Source organism: Nocardioides eburneiflavus, from assembly GCF_004785795.1.
Taxonomy (GTDB): domain Bacteria; phylum Actinomycetota; class Actinomycetes; order Propionibacteriales; family Nocardioidaceae; genus Nocardioides; species Nocardioides eburneiflavus.
On the sequence record NZ_SRRO01000001.1, the window covers coordinates 1,694,818 to 1,707,677 of the forward strand.

Genomic DNA, 12,860 nt, shown 5'->3' on the forward strand with positions numbered 1-12,860 from the left:
CCCCCGCCGGCGGCGGTCGGCTCAGTCCAGCAGGTGCTCCAGCGCCCTCCCCATCACCTCGTTGCGCTCCGACGGCGTGGCGATGCCCTCGAACCCGAATCCCAGCAGCAGCGAGTCGGGCGTCGAGATCGTGGCGCCGACGGGGAACCCGCTGGCGTCGGTCACGATCCAGTCGTTGCCGTTGGCGGCGCTGCCCGGGGGAGCCCCGGAGACCGTCCACCCCTCGAGGCCGGACTCGAACGAGGTCGACGAGCCGTCGGGCAGGGTCACGTCATCGACGAACGTCCCGAGGTTCTGGGTCGCCCAGTCGCTCGCGTAGGTGATCGACACCTCGACCGAGCCGGTGTCGGCCCACTCGGCGAGGTCGACGCTCCACTCCTGCCAGCCACCGGAGTTGCCACTCGCAGCGTGCCAGGCGCCCGTCGTGCCGGTCGGCGTGCAGGTCTCCGTGCCGGCGTCGTAGGTCTGGTAGTGGTCGAGCTGCGGGTGCAGCTCGCGCCAGCCCGCGGCGCAGCTCTCGCCGGTGGCCTGCGTGGTGTGGCCGTTGGCGTCGGGCAGTGTCGTCCAGTCGTCCCCGCCGGGCGTGCGCGCCTCGACGAAGACGTAGTCCCAGTCGACCTCGGTGTCGTAGGACGTCCAGAAGTCGAGGGTGCCGCCGCCGGCCGGGACGTCCACCGTCCGGGTCAGCCGCTTGTAGGACACGTCGGCGAGCTGGCTGTAGGCGTACTGCTCGCCCGTGTGCGGGTCGAACGGTCCGCCCGGCTTGTCCCAGCGGGCCGAGGGCCAGCTCTCGAACTGCGGGAACTCCTCGACCGGGAGGATGCCGCTGGTCGAGACGAACGACGACGTCGCGTCCTGGTTGTCCGCCGACTCCGGTCCGTTCATCGCCCAGCTCGCACCGGCGAAGGGGTCGGCGATCCCGGCCACGTCGTGGACGTCGCCCGCGTCGTCGTGGCCGTCGCCCTGGATGGCGAGGTAGGCGCCGAACCAGTACTGCAGGACGTCGTTGGTGCCGTCGCCCGAGCCGCGCAGCAGAAGGCAGCGACGCGAGTCGATGCCGGCCGGCAGGGGGTTGCAGGCGATCTCGCCCTGCGGGTCGTAGAACTGGTTGCCGACGTTGGCGGTGTACTGCTCGCCGGCCCAGTCGCCGGTGTAGAGGACCTTGCCGCCCTCGTTCATGTAGGCGCGGAACTCCAGCATCTGGTCGAGCGCGAGCCGGTCCGCGTTGCCGGCGCCGCGCCCGGCCGTGCGGGTGACGACGTCGTCGCCGGTGTACCAGACGGCCGCGTCGTAGTGGCCGAGCACGCCGAGGGCGTCCGGAGCCGTACGCCCCTCGGCGTCCACGTCGTAGACGTCGGCGTCCTCGCCGTTGGCGTCGAGGGCGTCGAGGTAGTAGTCGAGGTAGTGCGGTCCGGGCGCCTGGTTGGGAGAGGCGCCCGTGTAGTCCTCGGCCGCGACCACGAGGACGCGGTTGCCGGACTCCGAGACCGCCTCGTAGGTGAACGACTCGCTGCTCTGGCCGCCACCCTCGAACCACACCTCGACGGTGTCACCGGGATCGGTGCCGGTGACCGTGCCGCGGACCTGGTGGTAGTGGGTCGAGGTCATCCCGAAGCGCTCGCCGCCGGTCCACTCGGTGGTGGGGCCGGACTGGGTGGGCCCGCCGTTGATCTTCCACTTCGCGGTGACCGCGCCGAGGCTCCGCCTGGCGAGGACGGCGACCGGCTGGGGGTCGCCGTACGACTTCTCGAAGCTGAGGTTCACCGCCGGCAGGCCGGACTTGTAGGAGTCCTCGGTGTCGAGGTGGAAGGGCTTGGTCTTGATGCCGAGCACCGACTTCGGGTCGTCCGGGTCGGCCGCGGACTCCGCCACGGACTCGGCGAACGGCCGGTTGCGCTCGAACTCCGCGGCCACCAGCTGCTCGTCGTCGGGGAAGACGAAGCCGCAGCCGGGGCAGCCGGGGGACAGCTCGGGGGTCCAGGCCAGCGTGCCGGTGGCCTCCTGGGCGTAGCCGTCGATCTCGCCGTTGGTGATGTAGAGGACGTCGGAGGACAGCCCGGGGTGGTAGCCGTCGATCGCCGGCTCGTCCAGGTTGCCCGAGAGGGCGTGGTAGATCGGGTCGTCCGCGGTGGGGGTGCCGATCTGCCAGCCGTCGTTGTAGAGCAGCCACTCCCCGTTGGAGTGGTAGTTGACCATGAACTCGGCCTTGGCCGTGTCGAAGAGCTTGATCCCAGCCCGGGTCTCCGGCTCGGAGGCGGGCGAGGGGCCGCGGTAGGTCTCGCTGGAGGGGATGTCGGAGGAGCCCTCGTTGTCGTAGCCCCAGTGCGAGGGGTAGTTGCGGTTGGGGTCGACGCCGTCGCCGACCTGGGTGATGCCGTCGCCGTTGTTGTCGCGCAGGTTCTTGCGCCAGAGCCTCTCGTCGGTGAACGTGTACTCGTAGCCGTCGGGGTTCATCACCGGCACGAACCACAGCTCGGTGCTCTGGAGGAGCTTCTTGGTCGGCTCGTGGTCGGCCTTCCAGCGCTCCAGGTAGGTGTACATCAGCCGGCGGACCATCTCGGGCGCGATCCACTCACGTGCGTGCTGGGTGGCACTGAAGATCGCCGCCGGCCGCGAGCCGTCCTTCTGGCCGCGCGCACCCTGGGTCATCTTGAGCGCGAGGATGTCGCGGCCCTGGTAGGTCGTGCCGAGCTTCACCAGCTTGGTGACGCCGGGGTACTGCCTCGCCACGGTGGTGAGCTGGTCGTGGTAGCCGCCGGGCTCGTCGTAGGACTTCCACACGGTGTAGCCGAACTCGGCCTGGGCGGCGGCGAACTGCCGTACGGTCTGGCCGCCCTTGACCCGCGCGAGACGCACGTCGATGCCCTGCCCGCGCAGCCGCTTGGCCTCGTCCCTGGTCAGGACGAGGTCGACGCGCGTCGTGTCACCGGTCGGGTGCGCCTCGTGGAGGTCGTAGCCCTGGCGCGCCAGCGTGCGCAGCTGGTCGGCGTCGACGTCGGTCGCGGTGTAGGCGTCCAGCGGCTGATCAGCGCGCGGAGCACTCGGGGCGGCGGCGGGCGGTGAGGTCGAGGACGGCGGAGCCAGGCCCACTCCCAGCGCGGCGACGGCGACGGCGACGACGGATCCGGACAGAAGACGGCGCATGAGGACCTCCGAGGGGTGTGATCCACGTCACATTGCCACTGCTCGAGCCGCACCGGAATACCCAAGTTGGGCGGGAGCTCGCCGGGGCGTGACCGGCGGGCCGGCCGCCGGGAGTGACGGACGCACTGCCGCATCCATGACATTCGGCCCTGATCCACCCCTCGCGCGCTCCCTAGCGTGAGGGCGGACGGGGAGGGACGCACATGACGGACGACGTGCTGGTGGTGGACTCGCTGGTCCGCCGCTTCGGGGACCTGACGGCGGTGGACGAGGTGTCCTTCCGCATCGCGCCGGGGGTGACGTACGGGTTGCTCGGCCCCAACGGGGCCGGGAAGACGACGACGATCTCGATGGTCGCCGGGCTGATCGCGGCGGACGCGGGGACGGTCACGGTGGCGGGGCTGCCGATGACGCCGCGGACCACCGGGCCGAAGCGGTTCGTCGGGCTGGTCCCTCAGGAGCTCGCAATCTACCCCGACCTGACCGGGCGGGAGAACCTCATGCTCTTCGGCAGGCTCCAGGGACTGCGCGGCACCGAGCTCAAGGGCCGCGTCGACGAGGTGCTCGGCCTGATCGGTCTGGCCGACCGGGCCAAGCACCGCAGCAAGGAGTACAGCGGCGGCATGAAGCGCCGCCTCAACATCGGCATCGGGCTGCTCAACCGGCCAACGCTGCTGATCCTCGACGAGCCCACCGTGGGCGTGGACCCGCAGTCGCGCCACGCGATCCTCGAGTCCGTCGAGGCGCTGTCGGGCGAGGGGATGGCCGTGCTCTACACGACGCACTACATGGAGGAGGCCGAGCGGCTGTGCGACCGCATCGGCATCATCGACTCCGGCCGGCTGCAGGCCGAGGGCACCCGCGACGAGCTGGTCCGCCTCACCGGCGGCGTCGACACGATCCGGCTCGGCGGCACCGGCGACCTGGCCGGCGCGGCAGAGGAGCTGCGCCGGATCCCCGGCGTGCAGCGCGTCGAGGCGGAGCGCCGGTCGGCGGTCCTCACCGTGCGCGACGCACCGGCGCTGGTCGCGCGGGTGGTGGGTACGGCGGCCGCGCGCGGCGTGACGCTCGCCGACGTCGAGATCTCGCGACCCGACCTCGAGTCGGTCTTCCTGCACCTCACCGGCAAGGGCCTGAGGGACTAGGGGCGACGATGCGACAGCTGCTCGCCCTCACCGCCTCCGACCTGCTCCAGCGAATGCGCGACAAGTCGGTGCTCATCTTCGCCCTCGTCGTCCCCATGGCCCTGATGACGGTCTTCAACCTCGTCTTCAGCCAGGCCGACGACATCGAGATCAAGCCCCTCACCGTCACCGTCAGCGCCCCGGCCGGCGACGACCTCGCGGTGGTGCTCACCGACGTCCTGCACTCCCTCGACGGCACCGACGAGCTCGACGTGACGGTCGAGGAGGTCGACGAGGCCTCCGGCCGGCGGCAGGTCGAGGACGGCGACGCGGCCCTCGCGCTGCTGGTGCCCGACGGCTTCGGGCCGGCCGCGCGAGCCGGCGAGCCGGTCACCGTCGAGGCCGTACGCGGGGACGAGGCGGGACTCGAGGCCGACATCGTGCTGTCCGTCGTCGACGGGTTCCTCGAGCAGGTCGCCGCCGGCGCGGTCACCGCGCGTGCCGGCCTGGCCGAGGGAGTCGCGATGACCGACCTTTCGGCGCTCGTCGAGCAGGCGACGACCGGCGGGCCGGCGTACGACCTCGCGCGCGGCGAGGCCTCCGACGAGCAGCTCGACGCGGGTGCCGCACTGGTGGCGGGGCAGGCGGGCCTGTTCCTGATGTTCACCGTCAGCTTCGGCGTCACCGGTCTGCTTGTCGACCGCGAGTCCGGCGCGCTGGCGCGACTGCGGTCGATGCCGATCCCGGGGTGGGTCGTCGTGGCGTCCAAGGCGCTGGTGAGCTTCGTCCTCGGCGCCGTCGCGACGGGGATCCTGCTGGGACTCGGCGGCTACCTCTTCGACGCGGACTTCGGCTCCGTCCCGGCGGTGGCCGCCCTGGTGCTGTGCGCGACGGCTGCGGGGACGTCCGTGATGTTCCTGATCGTGCGCGTCGCGCGCACCAGCGAGCAGGCCGGCATCGCGACCTCCATCGTCGCGCTGGTGCTCGGCATCGGGGGCGGGGCGTTCTTCCCCGTCAACGCCACCGGCTCGCTCTCCCGGGTGCTGGACCTGAACCCGGTCGCGGCGCTGCTGCGCGGGCTCGGCACCACCTCGGGCGGCGGCGGGCTGGGTGACATCGGCGTACCGGTCGCGACCATGCTGGGCTTCGTCGCCGTGATGCTCCTCGTCTCCCGGCTGGTGCCCGACCGGGGGGGTGCTGTCGTGAGCAACGTGGTCGCGGTCGCCGGCACCGAGCTGCGGCTGTTCCTGCGCGACCGCTCCAACCTGTTCTTCGTCTTCGTCTTCCCGGTGCTGCTGGTGCTGATGATCGGTCTCCAGTTCGGCGAGGGCGCCCGTTCAGGACGGGTCGCCGTGAGCGGCGCCGGCTCCGCCCTGCAGTCCGGGCTCGTCGAGGTGCTCGAGGCCGACGACGTCGTGGTCTCCGACCCCGCCTGGGACGACGCCCTCGAGCTCCTGGCCCGTGGCCGGCTGGACGCCGCAGTCCGGGTCGACGTGGCAGCAGCCACGGCGTACGACGCGGGGGAGGCCGTGACGCTCGAGGTCGTGCGTGGCTCGGCCGGCAACGCCCAGGTGGTCGAACAACAGGTCCGGGTCGCGGTCGACGGCCTCCGCTCCGACCGCGCCAGGCTCCTCGCGCTGGAGGACGCGGGCGTGCCGGCCGACCGCGCAGCCGCCGCGGTCGCGGCCGCCGAGGGGCAGGTCGTCGCGCCGGAGCTGGAGGTGACGAGCGTCGACCGACTGAGCCGGGAGTTCGAGGGGATGGGACAGTTCGAGTTCGGCGCCTCGGGACAGCTCCTGCTCTTCACCTTCCTCGCCTGCCTCGGTGGATCGGCCACCCTCATCCAGGCCCGGCGGCTGGGCGTCGTCTCGCGGATGCTCGCCGGGCCGATGACGGCGGGCGAGCTGGTCGCCGGCCAGATCGTCGGCCGGTGGGCGATCGCGCTCTTCCAGGGCGGCTACCTGATGGTGGCGACCAGCGTGGTCTTCGGCGTCGACTGGGGGAACCTGCCGCTGGCGCTGCTCGTCCTGCTGCTCTTCAGCCTCGTCGCCGCCGGGGCGGCGATCCTCCTCGGCACGCTGCTGGAGAACGAGGGCGCCGCCGGCGGCGCGGGCGTCGGCTTCGGCCTGGTCCTCGCTGCGCTCGGCGGCTCGATGTTCCCGCTCGAGCTGTTCCCCGACACCATGCGGGCGATCTCGCGCATCACGCCGCACTCGTGGGCCTACGAGGCGCTGGCCGACATCCAGCGCCGGGGCGGTGGCCTGCTCGACGTGCTGCCGCAGCTCGGCGTCCTGGCCGCGATGGCGCTCGCGCTCCTCGCCCTCGGTGGCTGGTCGCTGCGGCGGAGTCTCGCGCGGGCCATGTAGGTCCCCCGAGGAGCGGCAGGGCGGCTCACCCCGACGGACGTTGCCCTCCCCCGACGGCTGACTAGCGTGGACGGCATGACTGACGAGGTGAAGCAGGCAGCGATCGAGGCCGCGCAGCGAGTGGTCGACGAGGTCAGCTCGTACCAGTACAACGCGGAGGACGCGACCATCGCCGACCAGCTCGACGAGGGCCTGGCGAAGGCGCAGGTGTCGCTCAGCGGCGACGAGCGCACGCGCATCCTCGCCGAGATCGACGGGATGAAGGACGAGCAGTCGGCGGCACCGCAGGTCAGGTCCGCGGCGCCGGTGGAGTGAGGCAGCCGTGGACGTACGCGGGGTGCTGACCGAGGCCTTCGGCAGGGTGACCGAGATCTACGACGAGGTCGCCGACGGCCTCGACGAGGACGCGCTGGCGCACCGCCCGGGTGGCGAGGGCAACTCCATCGGCTGGCTGCTGTGGCACCTCGCGCGGGTGCAGGACGACCACGTCGCCGCGCTCGCGGGCGAGTCCCAGGTGTGGGAGCAGTGGCAGGAGCGGCTCGGCCTGCCCAACGGGACCGACGACATCGGCTACGGCCACACGAGCGAGCAGGTCGACGCGGTCCGGATCACCGACCCGGAGCTGCTCACTGGCTACCACCGTGAGGTCACCCTCGCGACCGCTCGGTACCTCCAGACGGTGGACGAGCGCGAGCTCGAGCGGGAGGTCGACCAGCGCTGGGACCCGCCGGTCACCGCCGGCGTACGGCTCGTCAGCATCGTCAGCGACTGCCTCCAGCACCTCGGGCAGGCGGCGTACGTCAAGGGACTTCTCGGGTCGCGTGCCTCCTGACGTTTCCGGGCGCGGTCGTCGGGTAGGAGGGGGCCGACGACACGACCGCGACCCGGGGGGCAGGCAGCAGTGGGCAGGAAGCAGGACATGGGGGCCAACCTCGAGGAGCTCGAGAAGGCGGGGCTGAGCGAGCTGCCACCGATCGCGGAGTCCTTCACCGCAGCGAGCACCGCGTTGTCGGGCATCTCGACGGGGCCGATGTTCACCTCGGGAGGCCCCTTCGCGAGCAACAGCCCGGCCGACGAGATGTCCTCGTTGATGAGCGCACTCGTCTCCGCGACGCGGAAGTCCGGTGCCGTGATGGACGACGTCGCCGACGCGCTCGTCACCACCGCGCGCGACTTCGCGCGCACCGACGACGAGGTCCGCGCGGCCTTCCTCGCGGCGGGAGGGACGCTCTGATGTCCGCGTACGACATCGGGTGCCAGGTCGGCGCCAAGGCGTCCGAGCTGATCGACGGCACACCGCCGGGCTACGTCACGATCGGCGGGTCCTACGCCGACATCGGCCCGTCGTTCAGCCACTACGACGACCTGCCCGGTGACCTCATCGGCGACGCGTGGGGCGACTTCTCCACCGCGCTCAACCACGTCGCCATCGCCGGCCAGGGCTCGTCCGGCCTCCTCGCCGGCTCGATCACCGTCCAGCCCAACGACGCCTTCGCCAACATGGACCGCATCGTCGGTGACGTCGACGACTGGAGGGGCGACGCGGCGACCGACTTCGTCGACAACTACAAGGCCCAGCTGCCCTACGTCGCCGACTCGCACTTCACCGGCATCTCCGTGGCGATCGCGGCGCTCGAGGCGCAGCAGGAGCTCTACACGTCCGCCTACGAGTCCATCATCGACATCGGCAACAAGACGCTCTCGGCGCTGGAGGCCACCGACGGACGTGGCAGTGCCGACGGTGCCTTCGCCCTCACCGTGCTGGCGGCGGTCGGCACCGTCGCCGTCACGGTCCTGACAGCCGGGACGGGCACCGCCGCCGGCATCGCGATCACCATCGCGGTCGCCTCGGGCGCCGCGTCCGTGGGGGCCTCCGCCACGTCGCTCGAGTTCAGCGCGGAGGAGCCCGAGCAGGTGATGGACAAGTTCTACGAGGCGGTCGGCAAGGTCGAGAACCACGTGCGGACGCGCCAGCAGGAGATCGCCCAGGGCCTGCGTGACTACGCCGCGGCGGTCCGCGACGACATCGACCGGACCAGCTTCGCCGAGGACGAGTACCCCCGCTTCAAGTTCAAGCCGACCGGCTTCGCCCTCGGCCCCGGCGGGCTGGGAGGCTACGAGCCGTGAGCGACGTCGACCTCGTGCCCCGCGCGGAGGGGCACGTCAGCCCCTTCGGCAAGGCCGTCGAGGCCATGCACGTCATCGCCACCGCCGCCGACGGCGCACTCGTCGCGCAGGTCGACGGCTGGTACGCCGTGCGCGTGACGGTCGCGGCCGGCCATGCCGAGCAGACCGGCGACGACGAGATGGCCGCCCAGGTGACCCGACTGGCGCGGAGCCTCTTCGTCGCCCGGACCCGTGAGTACTACCGACTGATGGACCTCCACCTCCAGCCCAACCCGGTCTCGCTGCGGCGGTCCCGCGACCGGCTCGAGGCCGGGGTCGAGGACCGGCAGGCCACCGGTCACGCCGAGGGCGGGGCGGTCGAGGTCACCTCCATCGGCATGAAGCAGTTCGTCGTGCGGCTCCAGCCGGGCACCTGCGCGCGTCTCGGCAGCGACGGGCTCGGGGCCGCGCTGACGACCGCCGCCAACCAGATGGTCGCCGCCTGGCTGCAGGTGCTCGCCGACTACAAGCGTCAGCTCTGGTCGCGATGAGGCGCACCGGGCTCGCCCTCCTCCTGGTCGCCGTCCTCGCGCTCGCCGGGTGCGGTGACGACGGCGGTGCCGGTGAGGTCGGTGACCTCGTGCAGGGCCGGCTCGGCGACCTCGACGGCACCTCGTACGCACTCCTCGTGCCCAACGGACGGCTCACCGTGGTCGTCACCGACGGGCAGGAGACCCTCGGGGCCACCGAGGCGGCCGACGGTCAGGAGCGAGACGCTCCCGCCGGCACGGAGTGGGTCGCCCTCGACTGGCGCCTCGAGCCCGGCGTCGACCTGGACGCCCTGCAGCGCACCCTGATGGAGGACGCCGAGCAACGCACCACCCTCGCGCTCGTCACCGGCGACGGCACGGTCGACCTCGGCGACGCACCGGGCTCGAGCACGACCCCGGGCGACACCCGCACGTCGGGCACGGTGTGGGTCGCCGTCGACGAGGACGCCGCCCCGGTCGTCGAGGTGGCCTTCGACGACCTGACGACCAGCCTCGACACCGGGTCGGGCGAGGTGTCCGGCGACATGGCCGCGGCGTTGGGGGACCTCGAGGAACCCACGACGGGGGACTGCGCCCCGCTGCAGGGGCCGGGTGGTGCCGCTGACGTGGCCTGCGCCTACGTCGTGACGCGCGTGCCCTACCTCGCCGGCCGGGGCTGGTCCGACGAGGGATGGACGGTGGCCCAGGTCGAGACCCGGGCGGACGAGTTCGGGCGGGCCGGAGCGACGTACGCCGTCCAGGCCGTGCGGGACGCCTCGACCATGGAGGGCGCCGACGGGTCGACCGTGGTGGACGAGCGTCTCGACAGCCTGGTCGCGCGGCTGGTCGCCGCGGGAGCTCCCCCCCGGCTCGAGGTGCGGCGTGAGCTGACGGGCGTACGCACCGACGGCCGCGGGCCCGACGAGGCGACGTTGACGGTGTCCGGCGGCGTCGAGATCGGCTGACCGCGAGGGTCACGTTCTGGCGACGATGCCCCACAAGGCCGTGCGGAGGCGCATACTGGAGGTGATGACCTCCTCGAGCGGCCGACGGCCCAAGCACCTCCCCAGCAGCCCGTTCAAGCCCGCGGTCGAGCCCGTGGTCGAGGTCTTCGAGGTCGGTGACCGGGTCACGCACGACATCTACGGCCTCGGCCAGGTGACGCACCTCGACAGCCACGCGGTCACCGTCGACTTCGGGGACAAGTCGGTCCGCATCGCGCACCCCTACCCCAAGCTGCACCACCTCTGAGGCACTGCCGCCTGCTTCGGGCGGCTCCCCAGGCTGGCCGCACGGCGACGCGGTGGCTCTTCGGCGACCAGCTCGGCCCTGGTTCAGCCGCAGGGGAGCGAGCCGAGCCGGGCGAGGCCCTCACGGTCGCCGGGGCCGAGCTCGACCTGACCGGTGTTGTCGGCGTACATCAGCTCCATCGGCTCGCTGACGTGGCCGAGTCCGATCACGTGGGCGACCTCGTGCAGCACGATCGCCTCCATGACGCGTGGCTGCCCGGCGACGGCGGTCGCGGTGAACGCGTCGACGTCCAGGACCACGCTCCCGCTGACGAATCGTAGCCGTCCTGCGGAGTCACGCTCGGCGACGGCGCCGCCGACACCGGCGACCTGCCCGCCGAGGTCGGGGAACTCGCCCTGGTCACCCCAGCCGATGACGACGGGGTCGGGCCGGCCGAACAGCTCCACGCCGTCGGGGAAGGGGCGCTCGTCGGTCTCGCCCTCGTCGGCGAAGGCCAGGCCGGTCGCCGCGCTCGCCCGCCGCAGCGCCTCGGTGACGAGCCTGCGTCCGCCGGGCGGCTCGCCTGCCGGGTTCACCCGGTAGCGGATCTCCTCGCACGGGTCCCATCCGACGGGGTCGTCGCTGTCGGGCTGGGTCATCGCCCACGCGTACGCCCCGCCCGCGCGTACGACCGCCGGGGCGGGCAGCGGCCGCTCGTCGCCGAGCCCGATCGCGCGGCGGGCCGTCTCCAGCTGCTCGGCGGGGTGCCACGCCACGACCACCGCGAGCATCGCGGCGGTGACCACGAAGGTCAGGCGGGTCGAGGAGCGGGACACCCCGACAGTGTGGCGGGTCGGCGGGAGTGTGGCGATGGAATGAGGGACGACCACGCACGTGCGGCGGATGTGGCCGCGCGATCGGTGGATGAGGGGGCCAGGCCGCCGCACGTGCGGAACTGGGCCGTGGAACGATCGGCTCATGCCTGCCACCCTCGTCGTACGCCGGGCCGGGTACGCCCCGGTCAAGGGCACGCGGCACCTCGACCTCGACCGGATCGTCCTCGACGAGCAGGGCGCGGTCGGCGACCGCGCGTGGTGCCTCGTCGACACCACCCGGGCGCGCGTGCTCAGGACCGTGCAGCACCCGTCGCTGATCGGGGTCGTCGCACGGACCCACGGGGACGAGCTCGAGCTGACCCTGCCGACCGGAGAGGCCGTGTCCGCCCCCGCTCCGGCGAGCGGCGAGGAGCTCACGTGTGACTACTGGGGCCGAGCCGTCGGGCTCGCGCTCACCGACGGCCCGCACGCCGAGCTGCTGTCCGGGTGGCTCGGGAAGCCCGTACGCCTCGCGGCCGCCCCGCGCGGCGGGGTCGTGTACGCCGACCCGGTCACGGTCGTCGGCACCGCGTCCCTGCGCGACCTGGCGGCACGGCTCGGGCGCGAGGAGCTGGCCGCTCAGGCCGCACGCTTCCGGGCGACGCTCGTCGTGGAGACCGATGAGCCCTGGGTCGAGGACTCGTGGGCGGGGCAGGAGCACGCCGTCGGCGAGGCGATCCTCCGGGTCGGTGGTCCGATCCCGCGGTGCGCGGTCATCGACCACCACCCGGTGACGGGGGAGAAGGACGTCCGGCTGCTCACGGCTCTGGTGCGGGACCGGCCGACGAACAGCGCGGGCGAGCCGATGTTCGGGGTCTTCGCCACGTGCGTGCGGCCTGGTCGGGTGGACGTCAGGCGCTGACCTGCCGCCAGAGCGCGAGGTTGGTCTCGACCGCGGCGGAGTAGTGGCCGTCGGCGGCGGCGACGATCGCTCGCATCGCCGCCAGTGCCGTCACCATCTCGGCGCACTCGTCGCGCCACGAGCCGTACGCCGCCTCCTGCGCCACGCTCGCCCGCCCCAGCCACTCGTGCTGGACCTGCGCCTGCGCGTCGTCGATGTCGCCGGCGAGGCCGAGGAGGTCGCGCTGGCAGCCCGCGAGGTCCGCGACGCCGGAGCGCAGCTCGGCGAGGTCGACGTCGAAGGCGGTCATCCCAGGCGCCCCTCGAGGTGCACGGCCATCGCGGACGGGTGCTGCGAGACGACGGTGTCGGCCGACACGAGGTCGGCCCGCGCGCCGGACAGTGCGGCCACCGTGGCGCCGAGGCCGTCGACCACGCCGGCGGCAGCCGAGCGCCACGTCTCCCACTGCGAGGCGAACGTCGACGCGGCCTCCCCGTGCCAGGCCGCGAGCAGGCGCTCGACGGAGGCCTCCGCCGCCCGGCGGCGGGCGTCGAGGTCCCGCAGTCGGTCGTCGAGCCGGGTGGAGGCGGCCGCGTGGGCGGCCGGGTCGAGGTGCACGGTTCCCGAGGAGGTCATGGCCCGAT

The 12,860-nt window shown here is 72.7% G+C and carries 14 protein-coding genes; 10 read left to right on the forward strand and 4 right to left on the reverse strand.

Annotated elements, in window-relative coordinates; translation table 11 throughout:
• Nucleotides 1-21: 21 nt before the first annotated feature.
• A complete protein-coding gene (locus EXE59_RS24815) occupies nt 22-3,144 on the reverse strand; it encodes a M14 family metallopeptidase (RefSeq protein ID WP_135838425.1) in 3,123 nt (1,040 codons plus the stop codon).
• A 203-nt stretch (nt 3,145-3,347) separates the two neighbouring features.
• Between EXE59_RS24815 and EXE59_RS07970 the strand changes: the two genes are divergently transcribed.
• The 9 genes from EXE59_RS07970 to EXE59_RS08010 all read left to right on the forward strand — a co-directional run bounded on the left by EXE59_RS07970 (nt 3,348) and on the right by EXE59_RS08010 (nt 10,521).
• Nucleotides 3,348-4,289: an ABC transporter ATP-binding protein gene (locus tag EXE59_RS07970; RefSeq protein ID WP_135838426.1), complete on the forward strand. Its 942-nt coding sequence runs from the start codon at nt 3,348-3,350 to the stop codon at nt 4,287-4,289.
• An 8-nt stretch (nt 4,290-4,297) separates the two neighbouring features.
• Nucleotides 4,298-6,634, forward strand: coding sequence for an ABC transporter permease (locus EXE59_RS24120; protein ID WP_210428930.1), 2,337 nt, complete (start codon nt 4,298-4,300; stop codon nt 6,632-6,634).
• Nucleotides 6,635-6,709: 75 nt separating this feature from the next.
• Nucleotides 6,710-6,949, forward strand: a complete 240-nt coding sequence (locus EXE59_RS07980) for a hypothetical protein (RefSeq protein ID WP_135838427.1) — start codon at nt 6,710-6,712, stop codon at nt 6,947-6,949.
• A 7-nt stretch (nt 6,950-6,956) separates the two neighbouring features.
• A complete protein-coding gene (locus EXE59_RS07985; protein ID WP_135838428.1) occupies nt 6,957-7,466 on the forward strand; it encodes a mycothiol transferase in 510 nt (169 codons plus the stop codon).
• Between the two features lie 87 nt (nt 7,467-7,553).
• Nucleotides 7,554-7,868, forward strand: a complete 315-nt coding sequence (locus EXE59_RS07990; RefSeq protein ID WP_135838429.1) for a hypothetical protein — start codon at nt 7,554-7,556, stop codon at nt 7,866-7,868.
• Complete coding sequence (locus EXE59_RS07995; RefSeq protein ID WP_135838430.1) at nt 7,868-8,761, forward strand: hypothetical protein; 894 nt, start codon at nt 7,868-7,870, stop codon at nt 8,759-8,761. The genes EXE59_RS07990 and EXE59_RS07995 overlap by 1 nt, the downstream gene beginning before the upstream one ends.
• Nucleotides 8,758-9,291 carry a hypothetical protein gene (locus tag EXE59_RS08000; RefSeq protein ID WP_135838431.1) on the forward strand — a complete coding sequence of 178 codons (534 nt, stop codon included), beginning with the start codon at nt 8,758-8,760 and terminating at the stop codon, nt 9,289-9,291. The genes EXE59_RS07995 and EXE59_RS08000 overlap by 4 nt, the downstream gene beginning before the upstream one ends.
• The gene (locus EXE59_RS08005) at nt 9,288-10,235 is read left to right on the forward strand and encodes a hypothetical protein (protein ID WP_135838432.1); all 948 of its coding nucleotides are present in this window, start codon (nt 9,288-9,290) and stop codon (nt 10,233-10,235) included. The genes EXE59_RS08000 and EXE59_RS08005 overlap by 4 nt, the downstream gene beginning before the upstream one ends.
• 64 nt (nt 10,236-10,299) lie before the next feature.
• The gene (locus EXE59_RS08010; protein ID WP_210428931.1) at nt 10,300-10,521 is read left to right on the forward strand and encodes a hypothetical protein; all 222 of its coding nucleotides are present in this window, start codon (nt 10,300-10,302) and stop codon (nt 10,519-10,521) included.
• Nucleotides 10,522-10,604: 83 nt separating this feature from the next.
• On the opposite strand, the gene EXE59_RS08015 is transcribed toward EXE59_RS08010, so the two are convergent.
• Nucleotides 10,605-11,336: a matrixin family metalloprotease gene (locus tag EXE59_RS08015; RefSeq protein ID WP_168218440.1), complete on the reverse strand. Its 732-nt coding sequence runs from the start codon at nt 11,334-11,336 to the stop codon at nt 10,605-10,607.
• Between the two features lie 142 nt (nt 11,337-11,478).
• Here EXE59_RS08015 and EXE59_RS08020 point away from each other — a divergent pair, with 142 nt between their 5' ends.
• On the forward strand, nt 11,479-12,237 hold the full coding sequence (locus EXE59_RS08020; RefSeq protein ID WP_135838435.1) for an MOSC domain-containing protein: 759 nt from the start codon (nt 11,479-11,481) through the stop codon (nt 12,235-12,237).
• Here EXE59_RS08020 and EXE59_RS08025 read toward each other — a convergent pair.
• Nucleotides 12,227-12,526 carry a WXG100 family type VII secretion target gene (locus EXE59_RS08025; protein WP_135838436.1) on the reverse strand — a complete coding sequence of 100 codons (300 nt, stop codon included), beginning with the start codon at nt 12,524-12,526 and terminating at the stop codon, nt 12,227-12,229. The two genes, EXE59_RS08020 and EXE59_RS08025, sit on opposite strands and share 11 nt — an antisense overlap.
• The gene (locus tag EXE59_RS08030; RefSeq protein ID WP_135838437.1) at nt 12,523-12,852 is read right to left on the reverse strand and encodes a WXG100 family type VII secretion target; all 330 of its coding nucleotides are present in this window, start codon (nt 12,850-12,852) and stop codon (nt 12,523-12,525) included. Before EXE59_RS08030 ends, EXE59_RS08025 begins: the two co-directional genes overlap by 4 nt.
• Nucleotides 12,853-12,860 lie beyond the last annotated feature (8 nt).

Excerpts from the sequence above, each read along its gene's own strand:
- EXE59_RS08010 (WP_210428931.1), top strand. The coding sequence starts at position 10,300 with ATGACCTCCTCGAGCGGCCGACGGCCCAAGCACCTCCCCAGCAGCCCG.
- EXE59_RS08025 (WP_135838436.1), bottom strand. The coding sequence starts at position 12,526 with ATGACCGCCTTCGACGTCGACCTCGCCGAGCTGCGCTCCGGCGTCGCG.
- EXE59_RS24815 (WP_135838425.1), bottom strand. The coding sequence starts at position 3,144 with ATGCGCCGTCTTCTGTCCGGATCCGTCGTCGCCGTCGCCGTCGCCGCG.
- EXE59_RS07970 (WP_135838426.1), top strand. The coding sequence starts at position 3,348 with ATGACGGACGACGTGCTGGTGGTGGACTCGCTGGTCCGCCGCTTCGGG.
- EXE59_RS08030 (WP_135838437.1), bottom strand. The coding sequence starts at position 12,852 with ATGACCTCCTCGGGAACCGTGCACCTCGACCCGGCCGCCCACGCGGCC.
- EXE59_RS08005 (WP_135838432.1), top strand. The coding sequence starts at position 9,288 with ATGAGGCGCACCGGGCTCGCCCTCCTCCTGGTCGCCGTCCTCGCGCTC.
- EXE59_RS07995 (WP_135838430.1), top strand. The coding sequence starts at position 7,868 with ATGTCCGCGTACGACATCGGGTGCCAGGTCGGCGCCAAGGCGTCCGAG.
- EXE59_RS08020 (WP_135838435.1), top strand. The coding sequence starts at position 11,479 with ATGCCTGCCACCCTCGTCGTACGCCGGGCCGGGTACGCCCCGGTCAAG.
- EXE59_RS07990 (WP_135838429.1), top strand. The coding sequence starts at position 7,554 with ATGGGGGCCAACCTCGAGGAGCTCGAGAAGGCGGGGCTGAGCGAGCTG.
- EXE59_RS07980 (WP_135838427.1), top strand. The coding sequence starts at position 6,710 with ATGACTGACGAGGTGAAGCAGGCAGCGATCGAGGCCGCGCAGCGAGTG.
- EXE59_RS24120 (WP_210428930.1), top strand. The coding sequence starts at position 4,298 with ATGCGACAGCTGCTCGCCCTCACCGCCTCCGACCTGCTCCAGCGAATG.